Annotated in this window: 27 protein-coding genes; 16 read left to right on the top strand and 11 right to left on the bottom strand. The window is 68.6% G+C overall.

Features of this window, described 5'->3' with window-relative positions:
• Position 1: 1 nt before the first annotated feature.
• Together WDM94_01990 and WDM94_01985 are read right to left on the bottom strand one after the other, a co-directional pair.
• Positions 2-910 (bottom strand): methylated-DNA--[protein]-cysteine S-methyltransferase, encoded by a 909-nt coding sequence (locus WDM94_01990; protein ID MEJ0011397.1) that lies wholly within the window; start codon positions 908-910, stop codon positions 2-4.
• A gap of 69 nt (positions 911-979) precedes the next feature.
• Positions 980-1465 carry a DUF2244 domain-containing protein gene (locus tag WDM94_01985; protein ID MEJ0011396.1) on the bottom strand — a complete coding sequence of 162 codons (486 nt, stop codon included), beginning with the start codon at positions 1463-1465 and terminating at the stop codon, positions 980-982.
• Between the two features lie 55 nt (positions 1466-1520).
• Between WDM94_01985 and WDM94_01980 the strand changes: the two genes are divergently transcribed.
• The 3 genes from WDM94_01980 to WDM94_01970 are packed head-to-tail and all read left to right on the top strand — an operon-like array spanning position 1521 to position 3665.
• Positions 1521-1898, top strand: coding sequence for a hypothetical protein (locus WDM94_01980; protein ID MEJ0011395.1), 378 nt, complete (start codon positions 1521-1523; stop codon positions 1896-1898).
• Between the two features lie 38 nt (positions 1899-1936).
• Entirely contained in the window at positions 1937-2626 is a 690-nt protein-coding gene (nth, locus tag WDM94_01975) for an endonuclease III (GenBank protein MEJ0011394.1), read from the top strand.
• 37 nt (positions 2627-2663) lie between these two features.
• Entirely contained in the window at positions 2664-3665 is a 1002-nt protein-coding gene (locus WDM94_01970) for an adenosine kinase (GenBank protein MEJ0011393.1), read from the top strand.
• Positions 3666-3789: 124 nt separating this feature from the next.
• Here the strand turns inward: WDM94_01970 and secB are convergent, their stop codons facing one another.
• Positions 3790-4278 (bottom strand): protein-export chaperone SecB, encoded by a 489-nt coding sequence (secB, locus tag WDM94_01965; protein ID MEJ0011392.1) that lies wholly within the window; start codon positions 4276-4278, stop codon positions 3790-3792.
• Positions 4279-4518: 240 nt separating this feature from the next.
• On the opposite strand from secB, the gene WDM94_01960 reads away from it, so the two are divergent.
• From WDM94_01960 to WDM94_01950, 3 genes are all read left to right on the top strand, one after another.
• The gene (locus tag WDM94_01960; protein MEJ0011391.1) at positions 4519-5253 is read left to right on the top strand and encodes a Tim44/TimA family putative adaptor protein; all 735 of its coding nucleotides are present in this window, start codon (positions 4519-4521) and stop codon (positions 5251-5253) included.
• A 111-nt stretch (positions 5254-5364) separates the two neighbouring features.
• Entirely contained in the window at positions 5365-6315 is a 951-nt protein-coding gene (locus WDM94_01955) for an MltA domain-containing protein (GenBank protein ID MEJ0011390.1), read from the top strand.
• A complete protein-coding gene (locus WDM94_01950) occupies positions 6312-6863 on the top strand; it encodes a Smr/MutS family protein (protein MEJ0011389.1) in 552 nt (183 codons plus the stop codon). The genes WDM94_01955 and WDM94_01950 overlap by 4 nt, the downstream gene beginning before the upstream one ends.
• Before the next feature lie 159 nt (positions 6864-7022).
• Here the strand turns inward: WDM94_01950 and WDM94_01945 are convergent, their stop codons facing one another.
• The 3 genes from WDM94_01945 to hslV form a co-directional block, all read right to left on the bottom strand.
• Positions 7023-8066 (bottom strand): DUF1402 family protein, encoded by a 1044-nt coding sequence (locus WDM94_01945; protein MEJ0011388.1) that lies wholly within the window; start codon positions 8064-8066, stop codon positions 7023-7025.
• A gap of 245 nt (positions 8067-8311) precedes the next feature.
• Positions 8312-9607, bottom strand: coding sequence for an ATP-dependent protease ATPase subunit HslU (gene hslU, locus WDM94_01940; GenBank protein ID MEJ0011387.1), 1296 nt, complete (start codon positions 9605-9607; stop codon positions 8312-8314).
• 1 nt (position 9608) lies between these two features.
• Entirely contained in the window at positions 9609-10172 is a 564-nt protein-coding gene (gene hslV / locus WDM94_01935; protein MEJ0011386.1) for an ATP-dependent protease subunit HslV, read from the bottom strand.
• A gap of 328 nt (positions 10173-10500) precedes the next feature.
• Between hslV and hisB the strand changes: the two genes are divergently transcribed.
• The 9 genes from hisB to grpE all read left to right on the top strand — a co-directional run bounded on the left by hisB (position 10501) and on the right by grpE (position 16221).
• Complete coding sequence (gene hisB, locus WDM94_01930; GenBank protein MEJ0011385.1) at positions 10501-11094, top strand: imidazoleglycerol-phosphate dehydratase HisB; 594 nt, start codon at positions 10501-10503, stop codon at positions 11092-11094.
• Between the two features lie 23 nt (positions 11095-11117).
• The gene (locus tag WDM94_01925) at positions 11118-11615 is read left to right on the top strand and encodes a DUF2628 domain-containing protein (protein MEJ0011384.1); all 498 of its coding nucleotides are present in this window, start codon (positions 11118-11120) and stop codon (positions 11613-11615) included.
• The gene (hisH, locus tag WDM94_01920) at positions 11612-12262 is read left to right on the top strand and encodes an imidazole glycerol phosphate synthase subunit HisH (GenBank protein ID MEJ0011383.1); all 651 of its coding nucleotides are present in this window, start codon (positions 11612-11614) and stop codon (positions 12260-12262) included. Before WDM94_01925 ends, hisH begins: the two co-directional genes overlap by 4 nt.
• A gap of 4 nt (positions 12263-12266) precedes the next feature.
• Positions 12267-12752, top strand: a complete 486-nt coding sequence (locus WDM94_01915; GenBank protein ID MEJ0011382.1) for a hypothetical protein — start codon at positions 12267-12269, stop codon at positions 12750-12752.
• Between the two features lie 5 nt (positions 12753-12757).
• Positions 12758-13489 (top strand): 1-(5-phosphoribosyl)-5-[(5-phosphoribosylamino)methylideneamino]imidazole-4-carboxamide isomerase, encoded by a 732-nt coding sequence (gene hisA / locus WDM94_01910; protein ID MEJ0011381.1) that lies wholly within the window; start codon positions 12758-12760, stop codon positions 13487-13489.
• Positions 13486-14250, top strand: coding sequence for an imidazole glycerol phosphate synthase subunit HisF (gene hisF, locus WDM94_01905; GenBank protein ID MEJ0011380.1), 765 nt, complete (start codon positions 13486-13488; stop codon positions 14248-14250). The genes hisA and hisF overlap by 4 nt, the downstream gene beginning before the upstream one ends.
• Before the next feature lie 7 nt (positions 14251-14257).
• Positions 14258-14584 carry a phosphoribosyl-ATP diphosphatase gene (locus WDM94_01900; GenBank protein ID MEJ0011379.1) on the top strand — a complete coding sequence of 109 codons (327 nt, stop codon included), beginning with the start codon at positions 14258-14260 and terminating at the stop codon, positions 14582-14584.
• Positions 14584-15537 carry a type I pantothenate kinase gene (gene coaA / locus WDM94_01895; GenBank protein ID MEJ0011378.1) on the top strand — a complete coding sequence of 318 codons (954 nt, stop codon included), beginning with the start codon at positions 14584-14586 and terminating at the stop codon, positions 15535-15537. Before WDM94_01900 ends, coaA begins: the two co-directional genes overlap by 1 nt.
• 81 nt (positions 15538-15618) lie before the next feature.
• Complete coding sequence (grpE, locus tag WDM94_01890) at positions 15619-16221, top strand: nucleotide exchange factor GrpE (protein ID MEJ0011377.1); 603 nt, start codon at positions 15619-15621, stop codon at positions 16219-16221.
• A gap of 253 nt (positions 16222-16474) precedes the next feature.
• On the opposite strand, the gene WDM94_01885 is transcribed toward grpE, so the two are convergent.
• From WDM94_01885 to WDM94_01875, 3 genes are all read right to left on the bottom strand, one after another.
• Positions 16475-18754, bottom strand: coding sequence for an ATP-binding protein (locus tag WDM94_01885; protein MEJ0011376.1), 2280 nt, complete (start codon positions 18752-18754; stop codon positions 16475-16477).
• Positions 18755-18845: 91 nt separating this feature from the next.
• Entirely contained in the window at positions 18846-19553 is a 708-nt protein-coding gene (locus WDM94_01880; GenBank protein MEJ0011375.1) for an HAD family hydrolase, read from the bottom strand.
• A 20-nt stretch (positions 19554-19573) separates the two neighbouring features.
• Positions 19574-21106 carry a YifB family Mg chelatase-like AAA ATPase gene (locus tag WDM94_01875; GenBank protein ID MEJ0011374.1) on the bottom strand — a complete coding sequence of 511 codons (1533 nt, stop codon included), beginning with the start codon at positions 21104-21106 and terminating at the stop codon, positions 19574-19576.
• 143 nt (positions 21107-21249) lie between these two features.
• On the opposite strand from WDM94_01875, the gene WDM94_01870 reads away from it, so the two are divergent.
• On the top strand, positions 21250-21849 hold the full coding sequence (locus WDM94_01870) for a hypothetical protein (GenBank protein MEJ0011373.1): 600 nt from the start codon (positions 21250-21252) through the stop codon (positions 21847-21849).
• A 3-nt stretch (positions 21850-21852) separates the two neighbouring features.
• Here WDM94_01870 and WDM94_01865 read toward each other — a convergent pair whose 3' ends face one another.
• Positions 21853-22500 (bottom strand): NAD(P)-binding domain-containing protein, encoded by a 648-nt coding sequence (locus WDM94_01865; GenBank protein ID MEJ0011372.1) that lies wholly within the window; start codon positions 22498-22500, stop codon positions 21853-21855.
• A gap of 10 nt (positions 22501-22510) precedes the next feature.
• Positions 22511-23458 carry a glutathione synthase gene (gene gshB / locus WDM94_01860; protein ID MEJ0011371.1) on the bottom strand — a complete coding sequence of 316 codons (948 nt, stop codon included), beginning with the start codon at positions 23456-23458 and terminating at the stop codon, positions 22511-22513.
• Positions 23459-23486: the final 28 nt, after the last annotated feature.

Raw genomic sequence — 23486 nt, 5'->3', positions numbered from 1 at the left:
GCTAGCTGCTCAGAACGCCAGCTTCCCAGCCGAGAATCGCGCGCTTGCGGGTCAGGCCCCAGTGATACCCGTGCAGCCCGCCATCCTTGCCGATGACGCGGTGGCAGGGCACCACGAAGGAGATCGGGTTCTTGCCTACCGCGGCGCCAACTGCGCGGGCCGCCGTCGGCCGGCCGAGATGCGCGGCAATGTCGCCGTAGGTCGTGGCGCGGCCGAGCGGCAGCTTGAGCAGCGTCTCCCAGACGCTCACCTCGAAGTCGGTGCCGATCATGATGACGCGCAGCGGCTGCTCCGATTTCCACTGCTGGCGGTCGAAGATGCGCCGCACGTACGCGACCGTCGCGGCCGAGTCCTCGACGTAGGTCGCCTTCGGCCAGCGCGCCGTCATGTCGGCGAGCGCCGCCTTCTCGCCGCCCTCGTCGGCGAAGGCGAGGCCGGCGAGGCCGTAGTCGGTGACCATGACCAGCGCCGTGCCGAACGGCGAGGGATGGAAGCCATAGCGGATCGTGACGCCCTCGCCGCGCGCCTTGTAGGCACCGGGCGTCATCGCCTCGTGGGTCACGAACAGATCGTGCAGGCGCGCCGGCCCCGAGAGGCCGAGCTCATACGTCGCATCGAGCACGGAGGCGGAATCGGCGAGGAGGCCGCGCGCATGATCGAGCGTCACCGCCTGCAGGAATCCTTTCGGCGACAAGCCGGCCCAGCGCGTGAACAGCTTCTGCAGCGTCAGCGGCTTCCTGCGGACGTGCGCCGCAATCGCTTCCAGCGACGGCTGGTCGCGCCATTCGCGTGAGATGAATTCGATGGCGCGCGAGACGACGGCGTAGTCGGAGGGATGCTCGTCGCGGAGCGCGGCGGAGACGTTCTTCGGGTGCGTGAGACGAGCGGCGGACATCGGCGCGAGTTCCATGATGGTTGCTCCTTGTTCTGCGCCCGAGATAGACGCGGACGGCGCGGGCAACCACCCGTTTCTTGCGCGTCAGGCGCGTGCCTTGGCAAGCGCGGCGGAAAATTCGCGGGCGAATTTCTCGCGCTCGCCGGCACCGAGGAAGCGGCCGATCGCGAGGCGATGACCCTGCCAGGCGATCGCCATTCCGAGGATGCCGAACTCCGGATGGCGGTCGACCTCGAAGCGCGCCCAGTATGGATTGAGGCCGGTCTCGGCCGCCGTCCCGTCCGGCGCGATGCGCCTGACCGTCAGCGCCGAGCGCGACAGGCGGATTTCCTCCGCCGCCCGCGCCTGGCGGTAGCTCAGGCGGAACGCCGCATACACCAGCAGCACGTCGAGGCCGAGGAAGCCGGGGACCGGCCATGCGCCGATAGACCAGAAGATCAGCCCGACCGTCAGCGACATCGCCGACAGCACGGCCATCAGCGCGAACAGCCCGCGCCGGCCAAGCGACCGGTGCGGTCGCAAGGTGGCGGCGTAGATCGGCGGCTCGGCGGGAGCGTTGGCGGAAGTCATGCCCAAAGATTATAGAGGGAGGCGCGGCGGAATCATGGGCGGGGAGGCGGGCGTAATGGAGACGGATAGTCGCGGCGTCGAGCGGATCGAATCTTCCTTCCGCCACGGCAGCATCACCGCCGTCGGCGTGTTCACCGCCTTTTCGCTGGGCTTCCTCACCGCCTGGGGCGCCAACCCGATCCCGTGGGGGCTCAAGGATCTCGCGCCGCTGTCGGCCATCGCCGTCGGCGTCGTCTTCGAGATGGTGGCGCTGGCGCGGCTGCTCGATCCGCGCATCCTGGAGGTGCCGCGCTATCGCGCTGCGATCCGCATCTTTCTGATCGGCATGGTGCTGGTGGCGATCGGCGTTGCCGCAGCTCTGTTCGTCGATTTCATCACGACGCTGGAAGGCGGCGCGTCCGCCGCCGTCGCCACGCCCGACGTGCCCGATTGAAGAAAGCGCCGCAGCCGAAATATTTCGACAACGGCGACATGCCTGTCGCCGACATCGCGACGGCGTTCCGCCGCTTCAAGCAACATTCGCCGTCGCCTAGGACCGAGCTCCACTACCGCGATCCGTTCACGCTGCTCGTTGCCGTCGTCCTGTCCGCGCAAGCGACCGACGCCGGCGTCAACAAGGCGACGCCGGCGCTGTTCGCGCGCGCCGATACGCCGGCGAAGATGGCGGCGCTGGGCGAGGCGAAGATCCGCGACCTGATCAAGACGATCGGGCTCTACCGCACCAAGGCGAAGAACGTCGCGCGGCTGGCGCAGATTCTCGTCGCCGAGCACGGCGGCGTCGTGCCGCGCACGCGCGAGGCGCTGGAGGCGCTGCCGGGTGTGGGGCGCAAGACCGCCAACGTCGTGCTGAACGTCGCGTTCGGGGAGCCGACCATCGCGGTCGATACGCACATCTTCCGCGTCGCCAACCGCACCGGCATGGCGAAGGGCGACGACGTCCGCGCGGTCGAGGACGGGCTCGAGCAGCGCATCCCCAAGACGTACCTCAGCCACGCGCACCACTGGCTGATCCTGCACGGCCGCTACACCTGCGTGGCGCGGAAGCCGCGCTGCCCGGAGTGCCTGATCGCCGATCTCTGCCGATTTGCGGACAAAACGCCGCCGGAAGCCTTCGGTTTCGGCGGGCCGCAGCCGTTGCACCTGCCGCCTTCGCCGGTATAGTCCGGCCGCGTTCCCGCCCGACGAGTGCCCGCTGCCCATGCCCGAAATCCGCTACGACGTGCTCGGCATCGGCAATGCCATCGTCGACGTGCTGGCGACCATCGAGGACGATTTCCTCGTGTCGGAAAATCTCGCCAAGGGCACGATGCACCTCGTCGATGCGGCGCGCGCCCAGACGCTGCACCGGCATATCCCCGACGCGATCGAGCGGAGCGGCGGCTCGGCCGGCAACACCGCCGCCGGCGTCGCGTCGCTCGGCGGCCGCGCCGCCTTCATCGGCAAGGTCGCCGACGATCCGCTCGGTCATCTCTACAAGAGCGACATGGCGAGGACCGGCGTGCATTTCGCGACGGCACCGCTGCCGAAAGGCGCGCCCACTGCGCAATCGATGATCCTGATTACGCCCGACGGCGAGCGGACGATGAACACATATCTCGGCGCCTGCCAGATGCTCACGCCCGCCGATATCGATGCCGACGTCGTGCAGGCCTCGGCGGTCACCTACCTCGAAGGCTATCTCTGGGATCCGCCGGAGGCGAAGAAAGCCTTCCGCCGCGCCGCCGAGATCGCGCATGCCGCCGGGCGCAAAGTTTCGATTACGCTGTCGGACGCGTTCTGCGTGGACCGCTATCGCGCCGAGTTCCTCGACCTGATCCGCACGCGCACGGTCGACATCCTCTTCGCCAACGACTCCGAGGTGAAGTCGCTGTACACGACCTCGAGCCTCGATGCGGCCGTGGCGGCGGTGCGGCAGGATTGCGGGCTGACGGCGGTGACAGTCGGCGCCGATGGCGCGCTGGTGGTGACGCCCGATGGTGTCACGTCGGTGCCGACCGCGCCGGTCGATGAAATCGTGGACCTGACCGGGGCGGGCGATCTTTTCGCCGCTGGCTTCCTCTATGCCGTGACACGCGGCTTGAGCCTTACGGACGCGGCGCGGCTGGGCAACATGGCGGCGGCGGAGGTGATCGGGCACATCGGGCCGCGACCGCATGTGGCGTTGGCCGATCTGGCGCGGCAGGCGGGATTCGCGCTCTGACATTCTCCGCATTTCCCCGCGAAAGCGGGGAGCCAGGAAGCGCAACGAGCGCTTCCCTTCACGGCGTGGAATGATTTTCGGCACCTGGATCCCCGCCTTCGCGGGGGAAAGCGGAGTGAATGGCCTAATTCGGTGCGCCGGCCGGCTGGCCTTCGCTCGCCACCTGCTGACGGAACATCTGGACGAAATCGACCGGGTCGATGAGCAGCGGCGGGAAGCCGCCGTTGCGGCTCGCCTCGGCGACGATCTGCCGCGCGAAGGGGAAGAGCAGCCGCGGGCACTCGATCAGCGCCACCGGGCGGACCTGCTCGCCGGGAATGTTGGTGAAGCGGAAGACGCCGGCATAGACCAGCTCGATCGCGAACAGCACGGCCTGGCCCTCAACGGCGCGGGCGTCGATGCGCAACTCGACCTCGACCTCGTTGTTGCCGACGGGCTGGGACTGCACGCCGATCGAGATGTTGATGTTCGGCGGCGTCTGGCGGGCGCGCAGCGACTGCGGAGCGCCGGGGTTCTCGAAGGAGAAATCCTTGACGTACTGGGTGAGCACGCTGAGGTTCGGCTGGCCGGCGCCGCCCGCCGGGTTGCTGCCTACGTTCCCGGGTTCCGCCATCACTCGCTCCTCGTACGACTTGCCCCTAAAAGCGGCCCGTCCGGCCAGCTTTTGCGGCGGTTGGGCTAACACGCCCCCGGAAGCGTGACAAGGCGCCCGCGGCCGCGCTCAACGGCGGAATGCGGCGCCTTGACGGAGTGGCAGACGACCATAAGGTTGCCCATATAGAACAGATCGATTTCGCCACGCCTTTCGTGCCAAGGTGGCCCCACGAGTCCAGCGTCAAGGCGTTCCCAAGCGATGAGCGGTTTCGTCGACATCTACAGCATCGTCTTCCTGGTGATCGCGGTGGTCGTGTTCCTCCGGTTGCGCAACGTGCTCGGCCGGCGCACCGGCAACGAGCGGCCGCCGTTCGATCCTTACTCGCGCCGCGACAGCGTGCCGACCGCGCCCGGCGACACCACGACCACCGACAAGATCATCAGCCTGCCGCGCCGCACGGCGCCGGCGGGCGCCGCGGTCACCGCCGAGCTCGCGCCCGGCGCCGAGGCGCACATCAACAACATCGCGCCGGAAGGCTCGGCCCTCCGCGACGGCCTCAAGGCGATCGCCGCGCTCGACAAGAGCTTCGACCCGGCGGAGTTCGTGACCGGCGCGAAATCCGCCTACGAGATGATCGTCACCGCCTTCGCCGAGGGCGACCGCAAGACGCTGAAGCAGCTCCTGTCACGCGAGGTCTTCGACGGCTTCGTCGCCGCGATCACCGAGCGCGAAGGGCGCGGCGAGACCATCGAGTTCAAGTTCGTCGGCATCGACAAGACCGACATCACCGCTGCCTCGGGCAAGGCGACGACGGCGCAGATCACCGTCCGCTTCCTGTCGAAGCTGGTGTCGGCGACGCACGACAAGGCGGGCGCGGTGATCGACGGCGATCCGACGCACGTCGGCGACGTCACCGACGTGTGGACCTTCGCGCGCGACACGACCTCGCGCGATCCGAACTGGAAACTGGTGGCGACCGAATCGGTCGAGTGATCCGGTGAGGGGCGGCGCATCGAACTGACACCGCTCACCTTCGGCGATCTCCACGGCTGGGCGGAGGACGACCACGCGGCGGCGCTGGCCGCTTTCGCGCGCGGCGCCGACGTGGTCGCGGAGCATCCGCCGAAATCGCGTTCACTGGGCATTGATGCGGCGGCGCTGGCCGCGCTGGTCGAGCGCGCCGCAAACGTGGTGTCGGAAAACGCGCGCCGCTTCTTCGAGACGGAATTCGTGCCGTACGCTCTCGCCGAGCCAGGCTTCTTCACCGGCTACTACGAGCCCGAGGTCGCGGGCTCGCTGACGCGGACGGCGGGGTTGACCGTGCCGCTCCATCGCCCGCCCGCCGATCTCGTCGAGGTCGAACCGGGCAGCGTCGCGGGCCTCGACCCGAGCTTCCGCTTTGCCCGCAAGACCGCGGCCGGCCTCGCCGAGCACCACGATCGCGCCGCCGTCATGGCGGGCGCGCTTGAGGGCCAAAACCTTGAGTTTGTCTGGCTGCGCGACCCGGTCGACGCCTTCTTCATCCATGTGCAGGGCGCGGCGCGCATCCGCCTGCCCGATGGCGCGAGGCTCCGCGTCACCTATGCCGCCAAAAGCGGGCACCCGTACACGCCGATCGGCCGCGTCGTCGCCGACCGCGCCGGCGTGCCGCGCGAGGCAGTGACGATGCAGACGATCCGCGCCTGGCTCGCGGCGCACCCGGACGAGATGCCGGCCGTGCTCGCCGCCAACCGCTCGTACATCTATTTCCGCGAGGCGCCGGTGAGCGATGCAGCGCTCGGCCCCATCGCCGCCGCCAAGGTGCCGCTGACCCCGTGCCGCAGCCTCGCGGTCGACCGACTGGTGCACACGTTCCACGCGCCGATATGGATCGAGACGATGCTGCCGTCCGGCCGCGCATTCTATCGCCTGATGGTGGCGCAGGACACCGGGTCGGCGATCGTCGGACCCGCGCGTGGCGATATCTTCTTCGGCTCGGGCGATGCGGCCGGGGAGATCGCCGGCGCGATGCGTGCGCCCGGCCGCTTCGTCGTGCTCATGCCGAGGGCGCGATGAGCCGCCGGCGCGTTCCGACCGGCGAGGAGCTGGAGCTGTGGGAGAAGGTCAAGGAGACCGTCGCGCCGATCGCGCCGGTGAAGGCACCGCCGAAGCCGCCCGAGGCGGAAAAGAAGAGGCCGCCGGGGCCGCAGAAAAAGAAGGCGCCGCCGGCGCCGCAATTCGTGCCGCCCAAACCGCCGCCGCCGAAGGCGCCGCCGGCGCTGGCGCCGCTCGACCGGCGCACGCGGAGCCGCGTGGCGCGCGGCGCCGTCGCCATCGACCGGCGCATCGACCTGCACGGCCTGACGCAGCTCGCCGCCGAGCGCCGGCTCGAGACGTTCCTGCGCGACGCGCAGATGGAGGGCGCCAAGGTCGTGCTGGTCATCACCGGCAAGGGCAAGGCGGCCGACGATGCGCGCGAAGGCGAGCGCGGCATCCTGCGCCGCATGGTGCCGCACTGGCTGGCTTCGCCGGCGCTGCGTCCGGTGGTCATCGGCTTCGAGGAAGCGGCGCGCAACCATGGCGGCGCGGGAGCGCTGTATGTGCGGATCAGGCGGGTGAAGTAGAAACTCGCTGTCGCGGCGATGAAACCAGCGCCTGTCTTCGACGCCGCGCATCACCCTCCGCTTCTCCCGCGAAAGCGGGGGCGCAGGTGGTGCAGATTGCGCAATGACCTGACGGCTACTGGATCCCCGCCTTCGCGGGGAAAGCGGAGGGGAGGGGAGTTACGTCTTCGGCTTCTCGACCGCGGCAGGCGTAGGCGGCGGTGTCACGACCGGCGTCGGCAGCAGCTTGCGCAGCTCGTCCAGCCGGTCGTTGATCAGCCAGCCGTAATAATTTTCGCGCGGTAATATTGGCCCCAGGCCCTGAGCGCGGCGCTTCTTGTTTTCGGCCGCCAGGACACCGGCGCGCTCCTCGGCCTCGCCGGTGTTGTAGAGCGTCGCGGTCAGGCCGGGGTTGCCGGAAATGTCGAAGCCGGCGATGTCGCGGTAGGCGTCGATGTCGGCGCGGATCAGCGCCGCCATGTAGTTCAGCGTCTTGTCGGGATCCATCACCGCCGCGTAGATCTCGGGCGCCTTCTGCACGTCGAGCAGCGGCAGGCCGGTGGCGGCGTGCACCCTGTCGGAAACCGACAGCGCCGCCAGCGGCGAGAGCTGGCCGAGGCCGAAAGTCTGCCCGGCGAGGAACGGCTGGAAGAACACGCGCTCGAAGCGGTCGTCGGGCCAGTCGATGCTGCCGACGTTCTTGCCGCGGAAGACGTCGCGCCAGATGCGGTCGCGGCAGGTCCACAGGTCGTAGTCGTCGGCCGATGTCGCGCACGGCGCAAACTCCGGCCGCTCGACGAATTTCTCGACGTCCTCGCCCTTGTAGGCAAAACGCAGGTTGCCGGCGCCGAGATAGGACAGCGCCTTGACGTAGTAGCCCTGCAGGCTGTCGAAAACGTCGACGTTGTAGGTGTGCTCGCCGACGATGGCGCCGATGATGTGGATCGGATCGATGCCGTAGACCGCGGCGGCTTTGACGATCTTGCCGATCACCTCCGGGTTGGCCGAGAGCTGCTGATAGACCGCGGCATACTTCGAATCGAAGGTGCCTTTGGTCTCCGCCGTCCGCTTGACCGCGCTCGCCGAAATTTCAGGCTGCACCGCCGAGCGGTTGCCGGGCGGGACGACGATGACCTTCCGCGGCGCATCGTCGGCCGCCGCGAACGAAGCCACGCCCAGCGCAAGGCACACGATCAGCGGGGCGAGCTTCAACAGACGCGGCATGACGCTCCAAACGCGGACAACAGGCCGGATTCCGGGCTACCGGCCGGGCGATGATAGCCCGGCCGGCGCCACGGAAGAAAGGCGGCGGGCACATAGCCTGTGTCGGCCGTCACAGCACCTGCGTTCCTCTCCGCTCATCCCCGCGAAAGCGAGAATCCACTTCAAGCGCGAAGCACCGCGGCGAAGAACAGCACCACGGCACCCGCGGGTCCCCGCTTTCGCGGCGACTAGCGGGTGGGGACGGCCTAGAGGATGAACCGCGACAGGTCGACGTTGCGGGCAAGATCGCCGATGTGGGCCTCGACGTACTTGCCGTCGATCACCACCGTCTCGCCTTCCTGGTCGGCGGCGGTGAACGACACCTCGTCCAGCACCCGCTCCATCACGGTCTGCAGACGCCGGGCGCCGATGTTCTCGACGCTGGCGTTGATGCCGACGGCAAAGCTCGCGATCGCGTCGATGGCGTCCGGCGTGATCTCGAGCTTGACGCCCTCGGTGCCGAGCAGCGCGATGTACTGCTTGATGAGGCTCGCCTCGGTCTCCGTCAGGATCTTGACGAAGTCGTCCTTGGTGAGCGCCGAAAGTTCGACACGGATCGGCAGACGGCCCTGCAACTCAGGCAGCAGGTCCGACGGCTTGGCGACATGGAAGGCGCCCGACGCGATGAAGAGGATGTGGTCGGTCTTCACCGGCCCGTACTTCGTCGCCACCGTCGTGCCTTCGATCAGCGGCAGCAGGTCGCGCTGCACGCCTTCGCGCGACACGCCGCCGCCGAAGTTGCCCTCGCGCGCGATCTTGTCGATCTCGTCGAGGAAGACGATGCCGTCGTTCTCGACGGCGAGGATCGCCTCGCGCGTCACCTCCTCGGTGTCGAGCAGCTTGTCCGACTCCTCGTTGAGCAGCAGGTTGTGCGAATCCTTGACCGAGACGCGGCGCGTCTTGGTGCGGCCGCCGAATGCCTTGCCGAGCATCTCGCCGATGTTGACGACGCCGACGCTACCGCCGGGCATGTCGAACTGCGGCATGTTGGGGGCGCCGTCCTTGACCTCGATCTCGATTTCCTTGTCGTCGAGCTCGCCGTCGCGCAGGCGCTTGCGGAACGATTCCCGCGTCGTCGGCGAGGCGGCGGGGCCGACCAATGCGGCCAGAACCCGTTCCTCCGCGGCCATTTCGGCCTTGGCGGCGACGTCCTTGCGGCGGCGCTCGCGCACCAGCCCGATGCCGACCTCGACGAGATCGCGGACGATCGAATCGACGTCGCGGCCGACGTAGCCGACCTCGGTGAACTTCGTCGCCTCGATCTTCAGGAACGGCGCGCCGGCGAGCTTCGCCAGGCGCCGGGAAATCTCGGTCTTGCCGACGCCGGTCGGCCCGATCATGAGGATGTTCTTCGGCAGAACCTCCTCGCGCATCGGCCCGGTCAACTGCTGGCGGCGCCAGCGATTGCGGAGCGCAATCGCGACCGCCCGCTTGGCATCGTGCTGGCCGATGATGAACCGGTCCAGTTCGGAGACGATTTCACGCGGTGAGAATGTGGTCATGTTACTTCGCCTCCGACGGCAGGCTTTCCAGCGTGACGTTATCGTTGGTGTAGATGCAGATGTCGGCGGCGATCTCCATCGCCTTGCGGGCGATGGTCTCGGCATCCTTGTCCGAATCCATGAGGGCGCGCGCCGCGGCGAGGGCGTAGTTGCCGCCCGAGCCGATCGCGGCGACGCCGTATTCCGGCTCGAGCACGTCGCCGGTGCCGGTCAGCACCAGCGTCGTCCCCTTGTCGGCGACGATCATCATGGCTTCGAGACGGCGGAGATAGCGGTCGGTGCGCCAGTCCTTGGCGAGCTCGACGCAAGCGCGGGTGAGCTGGCCGGGATACTGCTCGAGCTTGGCCTCGAGCCGCTCGAAGAGGGTAAACGCGTCGGCGGTGGCGCCGGCGAACCCGGCGATGACGCCGTTGCCCTTGCCGAGCGTGCGCACCTTCTTGGCGTTGTGCTTCATCACGGTCTGGCCGACCGAGACCTGGCCGTCGCCCGCGACGACGACCTTGCCACCCTTCCTGACGGTCACGATGGTCGTGCCGTACCAGGTGGCGGAATCCTTATGTTCCACTGGGGTACTCTTCCTTTCTGGCAAGCCGGCCAGCGGTCCATTGGCACCGCACGCGGCTTCCGTATGCGAGGCATATGTAGGTTCATTCGGGGCGGCTGCAAACCGCCGCCGCAGCGGGCCGAACCCTCCCCTTGTGGGAGGGTCGAAACTGCGGCGCAGTTTCGGGGAGAGGTGTCTCTCCTGCACGCACACCCCTCCCCAAAACGCCTTCGGCGTTTTGAACCTCCCACAAGGGGAGGGTTCAAGCGGAGCGGGCGGTTCGGCCGACCTCAAATTGTGGCAATCCTCTCGCTCCCCTGATACAAGCCCGGCCCGAAAGGACCTGCCCATGCGTAGCGCCACGATCAAGCGCAAGACCAAGGAAACCGACATCGCCGTCACCGTCGCCCTCGACGGCGAGGGCAAGGCGAAGATTTCGACCGGCGTCGGCTTCTTCGACCACATGCTGGAGCAGGTCGCGCGCCACAGCCTGATCGACATCACCATCGCGGCCAAGGGCGACTTGCACATCGACCAGCACCACACGGTCGAGGACGTCGGCATCGCGCTCGGCCAGGCGCTGAAGCAGGCGCTGGGCGACATGAAGGGCATCACGCGCTACGCCGACGTGCACCTGCCGATGGACGAAGCGATGACGCGCGCCGCGATCGATATTTCCGGCCGGCCTTACCTGGTCTGGAAGGTCGCCTTCACGCGCGTGAAGATCGGCGAGATGGAGAGCGAACTGTTCCGCGAATTTTTCCAGGCGTTCGCGCAGAACGCCGGGATCACGCTGCACATCGAGAATCTCTACGGCAAGAACAACCACCATATCGCCGAGACGTGCTTCAAGGCGCTGGCGCGGGCGCTCCGCACCGCCGTCGCCATAGACGCGCGGCAGAAATCGCGCGTACCCTCCACCAAGGGCAGCCTCTCCGGCTAACAGGTGCAGCAATGACGGTTTTCATGATCCTCGCGCCCCAGGCCCGCGACGGCGATGCGCTGCCGGACCCGATGGCGCTCGTCTTCGTCAAGGACGGCTTCAACTGGCCGGCGCTGTTCTTCGCCGGCCCCTGGCTGATCTATCGCCGGATGTGGCTGGTTCTCATCGGCTACATCGTGATCGCGATGGGCATTGCGTTCCTCGCCGAGCGGCTGGTCGGATCGTCGGGCGGGCCGATCATTTTCCTGCTCCACATTCTGTTCGCGCTGGAGGCCAACGAGCTCCGCCGCTGGACGCTGGAGCGCAACGGCTACCGTATGATCGGTGTCGCCGAGGGCCGCTCGCTGGAGGAAGCCGAGATCCGCTACTTCGGCGAGACCGACACCGCCGCTATGGCCGCGCCGGTGCCGCCGACGCCTCCTACTCCGCCGACCCCACCGCGGCCGCAGGCGCCGGTGAAGCCGTCCGCGGAAGCCGGCGACGTCGTCGGGCTGTTCCCGGCGCCGGGAGCGGCGACGTGAGCGTCGCGATCATCGATTACGGCGCGGGAAATCTGCGCTCGGCGGAGAAGGCGTTCCAGTTCGCCATCGCCCACGAGGGCATGGACGAAACAGTAACCGTCACTGCCGATCCTGATGTCGTGGCGAAGGCGGATCGCGTCGTGCTGCCCGGCGACGGCGCCTTCGCCGACTGCAAGACCAACCTCGACGCCATCCCCGGCATGATCGACGCCATCGGCGAGTCGATCGACGCCAAGGGCCGCCCGTTTTTCGGCATCTGCGTCGGCATGCAGTTGCTCGCCACGCGCGGCATCGAGCACGCGGTAACGCGAGGACTCGACCGCATCCCCGGCGAGGTGCGGCCGATCGAGCCCAAGGACGCGGCGCTGAAGGTGCCGCACATGGGCTGGAACACGCTCGCCACGACGCGCGACCATGCGCTGTTCGACGGCATCGAATTCGGCGAGCGCGGCTGGCACGCCTATTTCCTGCACGGCTATCACCTCGTCGCCGACGCGGCCTCCGACGTCACCGCCGTCGCCGACTACGGCGGGCCGGTGACGGCGATCGTCGCGCGCGGCACGATTGCCGGCACGCAGTTCCATCCCGAGAAAAGCCAGCGCCTCGGGCTGAAGCTGATCGCCAATTTCCTGAAGTGGAAGCCGTAGAGCAATGCTCGAATCCTGGGACAGTTTCTTCGTCGCCGAAACAGCCGCAGCGGCCGCGCTGCTCGGCCTGCTGTTCGTCGCCATCTCGATCAACCTCAAGCAGGTCTTGGAGGCCGGCGGCCTGACCGACCGCGCGCTGAGCGCGCTGCTGCTGTTGCTGGCAATTCTGATCCTTGGCCTGCTGCTCGCCATGCCCGACCAGCCACTCTCCGTGCTCGGCGTCGAGACCCTCGCCGTCAGCATCGTCACCGGCATCATCGGTACGCCGCTTGGGCTGCGCGGCCTGCGCCTCGCCGACAAGCAATACTGGGTCAACTTCCTCCTGAACGTCGTCGGCTTCATCGGCGTGCTGGTGGTGATCGCGATCGGCGGCCTGCAGATGTTCGGCGGCGGCGAGGCCGGCTTCTACTGGATCGGCGTCGGCATGTGCCTGGCGCTGATCAAGGCGGTCAGCGAAGGCTGGATCTTCCTCATCGAGATCAACCGCTAGCCGCCATGTTCCTCTATCCCGCCATCGACCTGAAGGACGGGCAGGCCGTGCGCCTCGAGCAGGGCGACATGGCGCGTGCCACGACCTTCAACCGCGATCCCGCAGCGCAGGCGCGTGCCTTCGCCGATGCCGGCTTCGACCGGCTGCACGTCGTCGATCTCAACGGCGCCTTTGCCGGGCGTTCGGAAAACGGCGCGGCGGTCGATGCGATCCTCGCGGCGACCGACCTGCCGGTGCAGCTCGGCGGCGGCATCCGGGACATGACGGCGATCGAGTCGTGGCTGGACAAGGGGATCACGCGCGTCGTGCTGGGCACGGTCGCGGTCACCGATCCGGATCTCGTTGGCGCCGCCGCAGCGTTGTTCCCCGGTCAGGTCGCGGTCGGCATCGACGCGCGCGGCGGCCAGGTCGCGGTGCGCGGCTGGGCCGAGACCACGAGCATGAGCGCGATCAACCTCGCCCGCCGCTTCGAGGACGTCGGCGTCGCCGCGATCATCTACACCGACATCGACCGCGACGGCCTGATGAAAGGCCTGAACCTGCCGGCGACGCTGGCGATCGCCAACGCCGTCGAGATCCCGGTGATTGCGTCGGGCGGCCTCAACGGCATCGAGGACGTGCGCCGCCTGCTGCAGCCGGATTGCGCCATCCTCGAAGGCGCCATCGCCGGCCGCGCGCTTTACGACGGGCGCCTCGATCCGCACGAGGCGCTGGCCCTCTTGAGGGCGAAGCCGTGACGCTCAAGGTCCGCGTCATCCCCTGCCTCGACGTGAAGGACGGCCGCGTCGTCAAGGGCGTGCGCTTCGTCGATCTCACCGATGCCGGCGATCCGGTGGAGGCGGCGCGGGCCTATGACGCCGCCGGCGCCGACGAGCTCTGCTTCCTCGACATCACCGCCAGCCACGAGAAGCGCGGCACTATCCTCGACGTCGTCGCGCGCACCGCCGAGCAATGCTTCATGCCGGTGACTGTCGGCGGCGGCGTGCGCACGGTTGCCGATGTGCGCGCCTTGCTGCTTGCGGGCGCCGACAAAGTTTCGATCAACACCGGCGCCATCGAGCGGCGCGCGGTGGTGCGCGAGGCGTCGGAAAAATTCGGGGCGCAGGCGATCGTGGTGGCGATCGACGCAAAGCGCGTCGGCGATCATTTCGAAATCTTCACGCACGGCGGCCGCAACGCGACCGGGCTCGACGCCGTCCGCTATGCCGCGGAGGTGGCAGCGCTCGGCGCCGGCGAAATTCTGCTCACGTCAATGGACCGCGACGGCACCGGCGACGGCTTCGACCTCGAGCTGACGCGCGCCGTCGCAGACGCCGTGCCGATCCCGGTCGTGGCGTCGGGCGGCGTCGGGAACCTCGATCATTTCACCGACGGCGTCAGGCAGGGCCACGCGTCCGCGGTGCTGGCGGCCTCCATATTCCACTTCGGAACCTTTACGATCCGCCAGGCGAAGGAGCATATGGCGGCGGCCGGCATTCCCGTCCGGCTTGATGGATAGCCCGGAAATGGCGGATTTCAGCCTCTCCGACCTCGCAAACATCATCGCCGAGCGCGCCCGCGCCGGCGACGCGTCCTCGTCGTACACGGCGCGGCTGATCGCCGAGGGCGTCGCCAAATGCGCCCGCAAGTTCGGCGAGGAGGCGGTCGAGGCGACCATTGCCGCGATCTCGGAGAGCGACGCGGCGCTGACCGCGGAGGCCGGCGACGTGCTATACCATCTGCTGGTGGTGCTGCAGGCGCGCAACATTCCGCTCGGCGCCGTAATGGCGGAGCTCGAAGGCCGCACGCGCCAGGGCGGGCTTGCCGAAAAAGCGGCGCGGCCGAAACCGTGATGGATCAGATCGCGCCCACCGTCATCGCGCCGCACCGCGTCTTCACCCGCGAGGAATGGGCGAAGCTGCGCGCCGACACGCCGCTGACGCTGAACTCCGACGACGTCGTGCGGCTGAAGTCGCTGAACGATCCGATCAACCTCGAAGAGGTGGTCCAGATCTACCTGCCGATCACGCGCCTGCTGTCGCTCTACGTCGCGGCGACGCAGGGGCTGCACGACGCGACCCGGCGCTTTCTCGGCGCCGACGATTCGGTGACGCCGTACATCATCGGCGTCGCCGGCTCAGTCGCGGTCGGCAAGTCGACGACGGCGCGCATCCTGCGCGCGCTTCTCCGCCGCTGGCCGAACACGCCGAAGGTCGACCTGATCGCGACCGACGGATTCCTCAAGCCCAACGCAGCGCTGGCGCGCGAAGGCCTGATGGAGAAAAAAGGCTTCCCGGAAAGCTACGACCGGCCGGCGCTCTCCGCCTTCCTCGCCGACATAAAGGCGGGAAAAAGCAACGTCGTCGCGCCGGTCTATTCGCATCTTGCCTATGACATCGTGCCCGACGAGACGATCACCATCGACCGGCCGGACATCCTGATCGTCGAGGGGCTCAACGTGCTGCAGACCTCGAAGCCGCCGCGCGACGGCCGCCAGATTCCGTTCGTCTCGGATTTCTTCGACTTTTCGATATACCTCGATGCCGACGAGGCGGCGCTCCGCCACTGGTACATCGAGCGGTTCCGCCGGTTGCGCGACACCGCCTTCCAGGATCCGAAATCGTACTTCCACCGCTATGCCGCGATGGACGAGGCGGAAACCGAGAAGATCGCCGCCGGCCTTTGGGAGCGGATCAACCTCGTAAATCTCAGGGAAAACATCATTCCGACGCGGCCGCGCGCCCACCTGATCCTGTCCAAGGCCGACGACCACCGCATCCAGAAGGTAGCGCTCCGCCGCATCTGAAACTTGCGCCGGCGCTTGATTTTTGGCCTCTGAACCTCGATATCCCCGCCAACCCTGCAACCCCCAACGGAAGACCGGATGATGGCCGACGAGACCACGCCCGAAACCCCCGCCGCGAACGACACGCCGGCCGAAGGCAAGACTTTCAGCATCGACGGCCTGATGAACGAGGTCGCGGAGATGAAGGACAAGGTGCTGCGCACACTCGCGGAGATGGAGAATCTCCGCCGACGTACCGAGCGCGAGATGGCCGACGCGCGCACCTACGCCATCGCCAGCTTCGCGCGCGACATGCTGACGGTGGGCGACAACCTGCGCCGCGCCATTGACGCCGTGCCGAAGGAACAGCGCGACGGCCGCGACCCGGCGCTCAACGCGCTGATCGAGGGGGTCGAGGTGACCGAGCGCGGCATGGAGCAGGCGATGACGAAGTTCGGCGTCCGCCGCGTCGAGACCAAGGGCACGAAATTCGATCCGGCGATGCACCAGGCGATGTTCGAGGTCGACACGCCAGACGCGGCGCCCGGCACGGTGGTCGAAGAGATCCAGGCCGGCTACGCCATCGGCGACCGCGTGCTGCGGCCGGCGCTGGTGGCGATCGCGAAGCGCGCCAAGCCGGCGGTTGTCGCGGCGAACGATCCGGAGCCGAAGGTAACGGCGGCGCCGGAGGGGCCGGAGAGTTAGGCTCGCCGGTGCCGCGTCTGCTTTGCGCAGGCTACGTACCGCCGCCAATTAGTCACCTCTCCCTGGAGGGAGAGGGCTTCCGAACTTGGCGAGCCGTAGCGAGCCTAGTGAGGAAGGGTGAGGGGTTAGGGACCCATAGCTTGTAACTCCGGTCCCTAACCCCTCACCCCCGTTCGCCTAAGTTCGCTGCCGCTCACTAAGGCTCATGGCTCCTCTCCCTCAGGGAGAGGGGAAACCAACGGGCGGCGCTGCCCTACTCCGTCAATTCCGCCAGCGCGCGGCGCAATGCGTCCGGCGTCATCGGCTTCTCCAGCACCGCATCGATGCCGGCCGCTTCGGCCGCCGCCCGCGTCTCAGCCAGCACGTCGGCGGTGACGGCGAGGATCGCCGAGCGCGGCTGGCGGAACGCCTGTTCCCATTCGCGGATGGCGCGCGCCGCCGAGAGGCCGTCGAGGCCGGGCATGTGTAAATCCATCAGGATGACGGCGAAGCCGCCGGCCTTGCCGCGCGCCGCCGACAGCGCCGCGGCGCCGTCGCGGACCTCCATTACCGTGTGGCCGAGGCCCTCGAGCACAGCGCGCGCGAGCAGCGCGTTGATCTCGTTGTCCTCGGCTAGCAGCACCTCGAGCCCGTGCGCGGCGCGGCGAGCCACCGCCGGCGTCGCAGCGCGGACGTCGCCGGGGTCGACGCGGAAGCCGCCGCGCGTCTCGCTCATCTCGGTGGCGATGCGGAGCAGCGACGCGCGCCGCACCGGGCGCACGAGGTAAGCGTCGAAGCCAGCGGCACGCAGCGCCTCGACCTCGCTGCGCTTGCCGGGCTCGATCAACACGACCGCGGCGATCGGCGTTCCGGCGGCTTCGCGCAGCCGCGCCAGCGCGTGCTCCGCGCCTTGTGCGACGCGCGCGTCGATGAACACCGCGTCGTGGATCTCGTCGGCCGCCGTCGCGGCGCCGACGAGGCCCGCTGCTTCGTTCAGCGTCGTGGCGACGCGCACCGATGCGCCGATACCGGCCAAATGCCGCGCCAACGCCGGCGGCTCGGCGCCGGCCGGCGCGACGATCAAGAAACTGCGCCCGGTGAGATCGGCGATCGGCGCCGGCGCGGCGGCCTTGGGCATAAGCGCCAGCGTGAAGGCGAAAACCGAGCCACCGCCGGCGCGCGGCGCCATCGTCACGTCGCCGCCCATGCGCCGCACGATGCGACGCGAGATGGCGAGTCCGAGGCCGGCGCCGCCGTGGCGGCGCGTCAGCGCGGTGTCCATCTGCTCGAATTCGTCGAACAGACGCTCCGAATCTTCCGCCGGAATTCCCGGGCCGCTGTCGGCGACGGCGAAGCGCAGCGCCCCGTCGTTGGCGACCGAAACCGAAACGGTGACGCCGCCCTTCTCGGTGAACTTCACCCCGTTGCCGGCGAGATTGATCAGCACCTGGCGCAGCCGCGTCGGATCGACCACGACGCTCGCCGGCACATCGGCGGCGACTTCGGCGGCGATGTCGATGCCCTTGATGTGGGCGCGGCCGGCGAGCAGCTCGACGATCTCCTGCACCAGCGCTTCGAGATCAGTCGGCTCGGGATGGAGGTCGAGCCGGCCGGCCTCGATCTTGGAGAAATCGAGCATGTCGTCGACCAGCGCCAGCAGCGCCTCGCCGGAGGAATGCACGGCGCGGGCGTAGGTCTCCTGATCGGGCGTCAGGCTGGTTTCCCTCAGCAATCCCGTGAGCCCGAGGATGCCGTTCAGCGGCGTGCGGAACTCGTGGCTGACGGTCGCCAGCACGCGCGACTTCGCCTGGCTGGCGGCTTCGGCCTTGTGGCGCGCGTCGACCAGCGCCTGCTCGACGTCCTTGCGCGCGGTGATGTCGCGGGCGACGGAGTAGATCTCGTCGCGCATGCGGATATCGACCCACGAGTACCAGCGCCAGCCGGCGGCGGTGACGAGGCGCACGTCGCGCGCGGCGACGCCATCGTGCGTGCCGGCAGCGCGGGCAACCAGCGGCACCAGCGTCAGCGTATCGCCGACGAGACTTTGCGGCGTGCGGCCGAAGGCCTTCGCGAATGCCGGATTGACGAAGGTGACCTTGCCGGCGGCGTTGCGGCGGACGATCAGGTCGCCCTGCGCATCGATCAAGCTGCGATAGCGCTCCTCGCTCTCGCGGAGTTCCCACGCGGTGTCGGACAGCGCCTCGAGTTCGTTGGCGAGGCGCACGTTCTCGGCGGCTAGCCTGGCGCGTTCGGCGGCGAACTGCTGCTGGTCGATGCGCTGCGCGCCCCACAGGGCGACCACCGTGAAGGCGAGCGCGACGGCGGCGATGGTCGGGGCGAGCGAGGGATAGAGGTAAGCGTAGGCGAAGGCGAAGAGGACCGCGATACCGGCGAGGGCTGCGAACAATCCGCCGACGACGCGGCGGCTCGCCTGCCTGTCGGGCGCCGGCGCGGCGGGAGCTTCGGGCTTCGGGGCGGCGAGCGGGGCGCGCGGCTGCGTGCGGGTCGGGACGACGGAACGCGGAACGGCGGACGAACGCGGCATGGTCGACATGGACACAGCTTCCCGGGCGCGCCGGCGAAGCACCGGCGCGGCCGCCCGAGAGTGTCAAATCATGCTTGCCAAATGCTTTATTTCGCGGCGATCAGAGGGGGGATTTCAGGCCGTCGATCAGTGGCGTCAGCTCGCCGAGATGCTCGAGGCGGCGGAAGCGCGGCGCGTGGGTCGGCTCGTCGGCGTTCTCCAGCTCCCAGTTCAGCGCGTGCGGGATGTAGATGCCCCAGCTTCCCGCCGCGATCGCCGGCACGATGTCCGACTTCAGCGAGTTGCCGACCATCATCGCCCGCTCCGGCCCATCGCCGAAGCGCGCGAAGGCGCGGGCGTAAGTCGCGGCGTTCTTCTCGCTGACGATCTCGACGCCGGCGAACAGCTCACCGAGGCCCGACTCGGCCAGCTTGCGCTCCTGGTCGAACAGGTCGCCCTTGGTGATCAGCACCAGCTTGAACTCGCCGGCCAACGCATCCAGCGTCTCGCGGACGTGCGGCAGCGTCTCGACCGGATGGCGCAACATCTCGCGCCCCGCCGACAGGATCTCGGAGATCACGGTGGCCGGCGCACGGCCCTCGGTGACCTCGATCGCGGTCTCGATCATCGACAGGGTGAAACCCTTGATGCCGTAGCCGTAGACGCGGAGGTTGCGCTTCTCGCTTTCGAGCAGCGTCGCCGCGACGCGTTCGGGCGACGCGTACTCGCCGAGCAGCGCGGCGAAGCGGTCGGTGGTCAGCTTGTAGAAATGCTCGTTCTGCCAGAGCGTGTCGTCGGCATCGAAGCCGATGGTGGTGAGCGACGTCATGGCGTGACGGACTAGCGGCCTCAGGCCGCGGCGGCAAGCCGGTCGCCGGCGACGCGATAACTCAAGGCTTCCGCCAGGTGAATGCGCCCGACGGAATCGGCACCATCGAGGTCGGCGAGCGTGCGTGCCACCTTGAGCACGCGGTGGTAGCCGCGCGCCGAAAGCCGCATCGCCTCGGCGGCATTGCGCATCAAGGCCGACGCCGCGGCATCGGGCGCCGCCACCGCCTCGATCAGCGACGGCGGCACCTGCGCGTTGGTCAGGACGCCGGGCATTCCCATCGCGGCGAAGCGGTCGCGCTGGATGGTGCGCGCCACCGCCACCCGCTCGGCGACCGCGGCGGAAGGCTCCGACGGCGACGGCAGGATGAGGTCGGTGGCCGAGACCGCCGGCACCTCGATGCGGATATCAATGCGGTCGAGCAGCGGGCCGGAAATGCGCGCCTGATAGTCGGCGACGCAGCGCGGGCCGCGGCGGCAGACGTGGCCGGGCTCGCCGGCCATGCCGCATTTGCACGGGTTCATCGCCGCGACCAGTTGCAGCCGCGAGGGATAGCTGACGCGATAGTTGGCGCGCGCGATCACGGTCTCGCCGCTTTCCAGCGGCTGGCGGAGCGAATCCAGCACCTGCGGCGAAAACTCGGGCAGCTCGTCGAGGAACAGCACGCCGTTGTGGGCGAGCGACGCCTCGCCCGGCCTGGCGCGGATGCCGCCGCCGACCATCGCCGCCATCGAAGCGGAGTGATGCGGCGCGCGGAACGGACGCCGCCGCGTCAGCCGGCCGTTGCTGATCGAGCCGGCGACCGAGGCGATCATCGAGACTTCGAGCAGCTCCGTCGGCGCCAGCGGCGGCAACAACGACGGCAGCCGCTGCGCCAGCATCGATTTGCCGGCGCCGGGCGGGCCGACCATCAACAGGTGGTGCCCGCCGGCGGCGGCGACTTCCAGCGCGCGCTTCGCCGATTCCTGGCCGCGAATGTCGGCGAGGTCGGGCAGCGTGTCGCCCATCTCGGCGACACCCGCCTCCGGGCGCGACAACACCTGCACGCCGCGGAAATGATTGGCGATGCCGACGAGGCTGCGCGGCGCGAGGATGGTCATGTCGGCGCCTGCCCACGCCGCCTCGGACCCCGAGGCCGCCGGAACGATGACGCCGCGGCCGGCGGCATTGGCGGCGATCGCTGCCGGCAGGACGCCGGCGACCGCGGCGATGGTGCCGTCCAGCGCCAATTCGCCCAGCGCGAAGAAATCGCCGAGCTGGTCGCCGGGCACCGCACCCATTGCCGCCATCAATGCGAGCGCGATCGGCAGGTCGTAGTGGCTGCCTTCCTTGGGCAGATCGGCCGGCGCGAGATTGACGATGATGCGCTTGAAGGGCAGCGCCAGCCCGGAGGCATGCAGCGCGCTCCGCACCCGTTCGCTGCTTTCGGCCACCGCCTTGTCGGGCAGGCCGACGATGATGAATTTCGGCAGGCCGGGCGCGATCTGCACCTGCACATCGACGGGCACCGCCTCGATGCCCTGAAACGCCACGGTGGTGACGTGCGAAACCATACGCCCAGCCCCCCTACTCTCCCCCTACGCTACCGCAGCTTACAACCGCCGACAAGAACATTCCATGAACACGGTTGCATATTGAGGATTCGTTAACGTTCAGAATAAGCTAGCGGCGCGGCATCGTCCCGTGGGGGGTTGATGTGTCTCGAATTCTGCTTGTCGCCGGCGTCCTGATGACGGTTGCCGCATCGGCCGATGCCCGGCCTGTCTGGCGCACGTATCCGACGCCGCTGCCGCCGCCCGTGCATCTCGCCAGGGTCCGGCCCGTGTGGATCGGGCCGGTGTGGCGCCAGTGGGATTCGCCGCGCGTCGTCAGCGCGGATTTCGCGCCGGCGGAGGCAGCGCAGCCGCGGGCCAGGGCGGCCGACACGGCGGTGGTCACATGGACGCCCGACCCGCCCGCCGCGCCTGCTCCGGCAGTTCCGGTTGTCGCTGCGGCCAAGCCGGCGCCTGGACCGGCGCCGATCGTCGTCGCCGCCAAGGCGCCGGAGCCGCCGCCTGCTGCGCCGGTTGTCGCCGCTGCGAAGCCCGCGCCCGTTCCGCCACCGGCGAAAATCGTCGTGGCGCAGAATGCGCCGGACTCGGCGCCTCCCGCGGCACCGCCTGTCGCCGCGCCGATGACGCTGGAGCCGGCGTCGCCAAGAACGCCGTGGCTCGACTACATCTCGGCGTTCGTGATGGCGATCGTGCTCGGCGGCGTGATCTATTTCTTCACGCGCGACCGCAAACGCACCGCCTGAGGCTCAGCCGCGCAGCACCTTGAACGCCAGGCGCCAGTTGTTGGTGCCGACGCAGGCGAGCACCCAGGCGATGCACATCGCCTCCAGCCAGCGCGATGCCTTGATGCCGCCGAAGTCGATGACGCTCGGCCAGCCGAAGTCGGCGAGAATTTTGGTCACCGTCTTCTTCGCCTCGGCATCGTCGCCGGCGATGAACATGTCGGGCGGGCCGCCTTCCATCTGTGGCTTGAACATGAAGACGTTGCCGACGGTGTTGAATGCCTTCACCACCCTGGCGTCGGGGATGGCGCGCTGCAGCGTCTCGCCGCCCGAGTCGTTGCCCTTGGGGTTGAGGTCAGGCGGGAAGCCGCCGGAAAAATCGAGCGGGTTGGTCGCGTCGATCACCACCTTGCCGGCGAAATTTGCCGCGCCCGCCAGCTTGACGACCTCGGGGTTGGCGGTGCCCAGCGTCGCGAACACGAGCAGCTCGCCGAACTTCGCGGCGTCGGCGAAGGTACCTTCGCTGGCGCGGCTGCCCATCTCGCTCGCCCACGCCAGCGCCTTCTCGTGGCCTGCCGTGCGCGCGCCCATCCTGACGTCGTGACCGAGCGTCACGAAGCCCCTGCCCAGGGCGCGGCCGACGTCGCCGGTTCCCATGATCCCGATCTTCATCGCGTGTCTCCTAGCGCCCCGCCGCCCGCTTCTCGATCGCGTCCCAGATCAGCGCCGCGATATCGGCGCCGCCGAACCGTTTCACCTCGCGGATGCCGGTCGGCGAGGTGACGTTGATCTCGGTCAGATACTTTCCGATGACATCGATGCCGACGAAGAGGAGGCCGCGCCTGCGCAGCTCCGGTCCGATGGCGTCGCAGATCTCGCGGTCGCGTGCGGTGATCTCCACCGGCTCGGGCCGGCCGCCGACGTGCATATTGGAGCGCGCCTCGCCGACCGCCGGCACGCGGTTGATGGCGCCGACCGGCTCGCCCTCGACCAGGATGATGCGCTTGTCGCCCTGGCGCACCTCGGGCAGGTAGCGCTGCACGACGAACGGCTCGCGGAACGCATTCTCGAACATCTCGATCAGCGCGACGAGATTCTCGTCGCCGCCGGCGATGCGGAAGACGCCGGCGCCGCCGTTGCCGTAGAGCGGCTTGACGATAATGTCACCGTGCTCGCGGCGGAAGGCGGCGATCGCGTCGCGGTCGCGCGTGATCAGCGTCGGCGGCGTCAGCGCCGGAAACTGCGTGACGAAGACTTTCTCCGGCGCGTTGCGGACGCTGACCGGATCGTTGACGACGAGAGTCCGGCCGCCGATCTGCTCAAGCAGATGCGTGGTCGTGATGTAGCCCATGTCGAAGGGCGGGTCCTGGCGCAGGTGCACGACATCGAAAGTCGCGAGCTCGACGGTGCGCTTTTCGCCGAGGGTGAAATGATTGCCCTCGACATCGCGCACCTCGACCCTCTCGACGCCGGCGCGCACGATCCCGTCGGTCATCGACAGGCGGTGCGGCGTGTAGTGGTACTGCTCGTGCCCGCGCCGCTCGCCTTCCAGCATCAGCGCGAAGGTCGAGTCGCCGCGGATGTGAATCCCGGCGATGTGGTCCATCTGGAAGGCGACCTTCAGCGGCATCCGTTGCTCCCCGAAACCAAAGTCGTCG

The organism is Bauldia sp. (assembly GCA_037200845.1).
Taxonomy (GTDB): domain Bacteria; phylum Pseudomonadota; class Alphaproteobacteria; order Rhizobiales; family Kaistiaceae; genus DASZQY01.
This window is presented reverse-complemented; position numbering and strand designations above follow the sequence as displayed.

Coding starts and splice junctions, on each gene's coding strand:
- WDM94_01990 (MEJ0011397.1), bottom strand. CDS start 910: ATGGAACTCGCGCCGATGTCCGCCGCTCGTCTCACGCACCCGAAGAAC.
- WDM94_01985 (MEJ0011396.1), bottom strand. CDS start 1,465: ATGACTTCCGCCAACGCTCCCGCCGAGCCGCCGATCTACGCCGCCACC.
- WDM94_01980 (MEJ0011395.1), top strand. CDS start 1,521: ATGGAGACGGATAGTCGCGGCGTCGAGCGGATCGAATCTTCCTTCCGC.
- nth (MEJ0011394.1), top strand. CDS start 1,937: ATGCCTGTCGCCGACATCGCGACGGCGTTCCGCCGCTTCAAGCAACAT.
- WDM94_01970 (MEJ0011393.1), top strand. CDS start 2,664: ATGCCCGAAATCCGCTACGACGTGCTCGGCATCGGCAATGCCATCGTC.
- secB (MEJ0011392.1), bottom strand. CDS start 4,278: ATGGCGGAACCCGGGAACGTAGGCAGCAACCCGGCGGGCGGCGCCGGC.
- WDM94_01960 (MEJ0011391.1), top strand. CDS start 4,519: ATGAGCGGTTTCGTCGACATCTACAGCATCGTCTTCCTGGTGATCGCG.
- WDM94_01950 (MEJ0011389.1), top strand. CDS start 6,312: ATGAGCCGCCGGCGCGTTCCGACCGGCGAGGAGCTGGAGCTGTGGGAG.
- WDM94_01945 (MEJ0011388.1), bottom strand. CDS start 8,066: ATGCCGCGTCTGTTGAAGCTCGCCCCGCTGATCGTGTGCCTTGCGCTG.
- hslU (MEJ0011387.1), bottom strand. CDS start 9,607: ATGACCACATTCTCACCGCGTGAAATCGTCTCCGAACTGGACCGGTTC.
- hisB (MEJ0011385.1), top strand. CDS start 10,501: ATGCGTAGCGCCACGATCAAGCGCAAGACCAAGGAAACCGACATCGCC.
- WDM94_01925 (MEJ0011384.1), top strand. CDS start 11,118: ATGATCCTCGCGCCCCAGGCCCGCGACGGCGATGCGCTGCCGGACCCG.
- WDM94_01915 (MEJ0011382.1), top strand. CDS start 12,267: ATGCTCGAATCCTGGGACAGTTTCTTCGTCGCCGAAACAGCCGCAGCG.
- hisA (MEJ0011381.1), top strand. CDS start 12,758: ATGTTCCTCTATCCCGCCATCGACCTGAAGGACGGGCAGGCCGTGCGC.
- WDM94_01900 (MEJ0011379.1), top strand. CDS start 14,258: ATGGCGGATTTCAGCCTCTCCGACCTCGCAAACATCATCGCCGAGCGC.
- coaA (MEJ0011378.1), top strand. CDS start 14,584: ATGGATCAGATCGCGCCCACCGTCATCGCGCCGCACCGCGTCTTCACC.
- grpE (MEJ0011377.1), top strand. CDS start 15,619: ATGGCCGACGAGACCACGCCCGAAACCCCCGCCGCGAACGACACGCCG.
- WDM94_01885 (MEJ0011376.1), bottom strand. CDS start 18,754: ATGTCGACCATGCCGCGTTCGTCCGCCGTTCCGCGTTCCGTCGTCCCG.
- WDM94_01880 (MEJ0011375.1), bottom strand. CDS start 19,553: ATGACGTCGCTCACCACCATCGGCTTCGATGCCGACGACACGCTCTGG.
- WDM94_01875 (MEJ0011374.1), bottom strand. CDS start 21,106: ATGGTTTCGCACGTCACCACCGTGGCGTTTCAGGGCATCGAGGCGGTG.
- WDM94_01865 (MEJ0011372.1), bottom strand. CDS start 22,500: ATGAAGATCGGGATCATGGGAACCGGCGACGTCGGCCGCGCCCTGGGC.
- gshB (MEJ0011371.1), bottom strand. CDS start 23,458: ATGCCGCTGAAGGTCGCCTTCCAGATGGACCACATCGCCGGGATTCAC.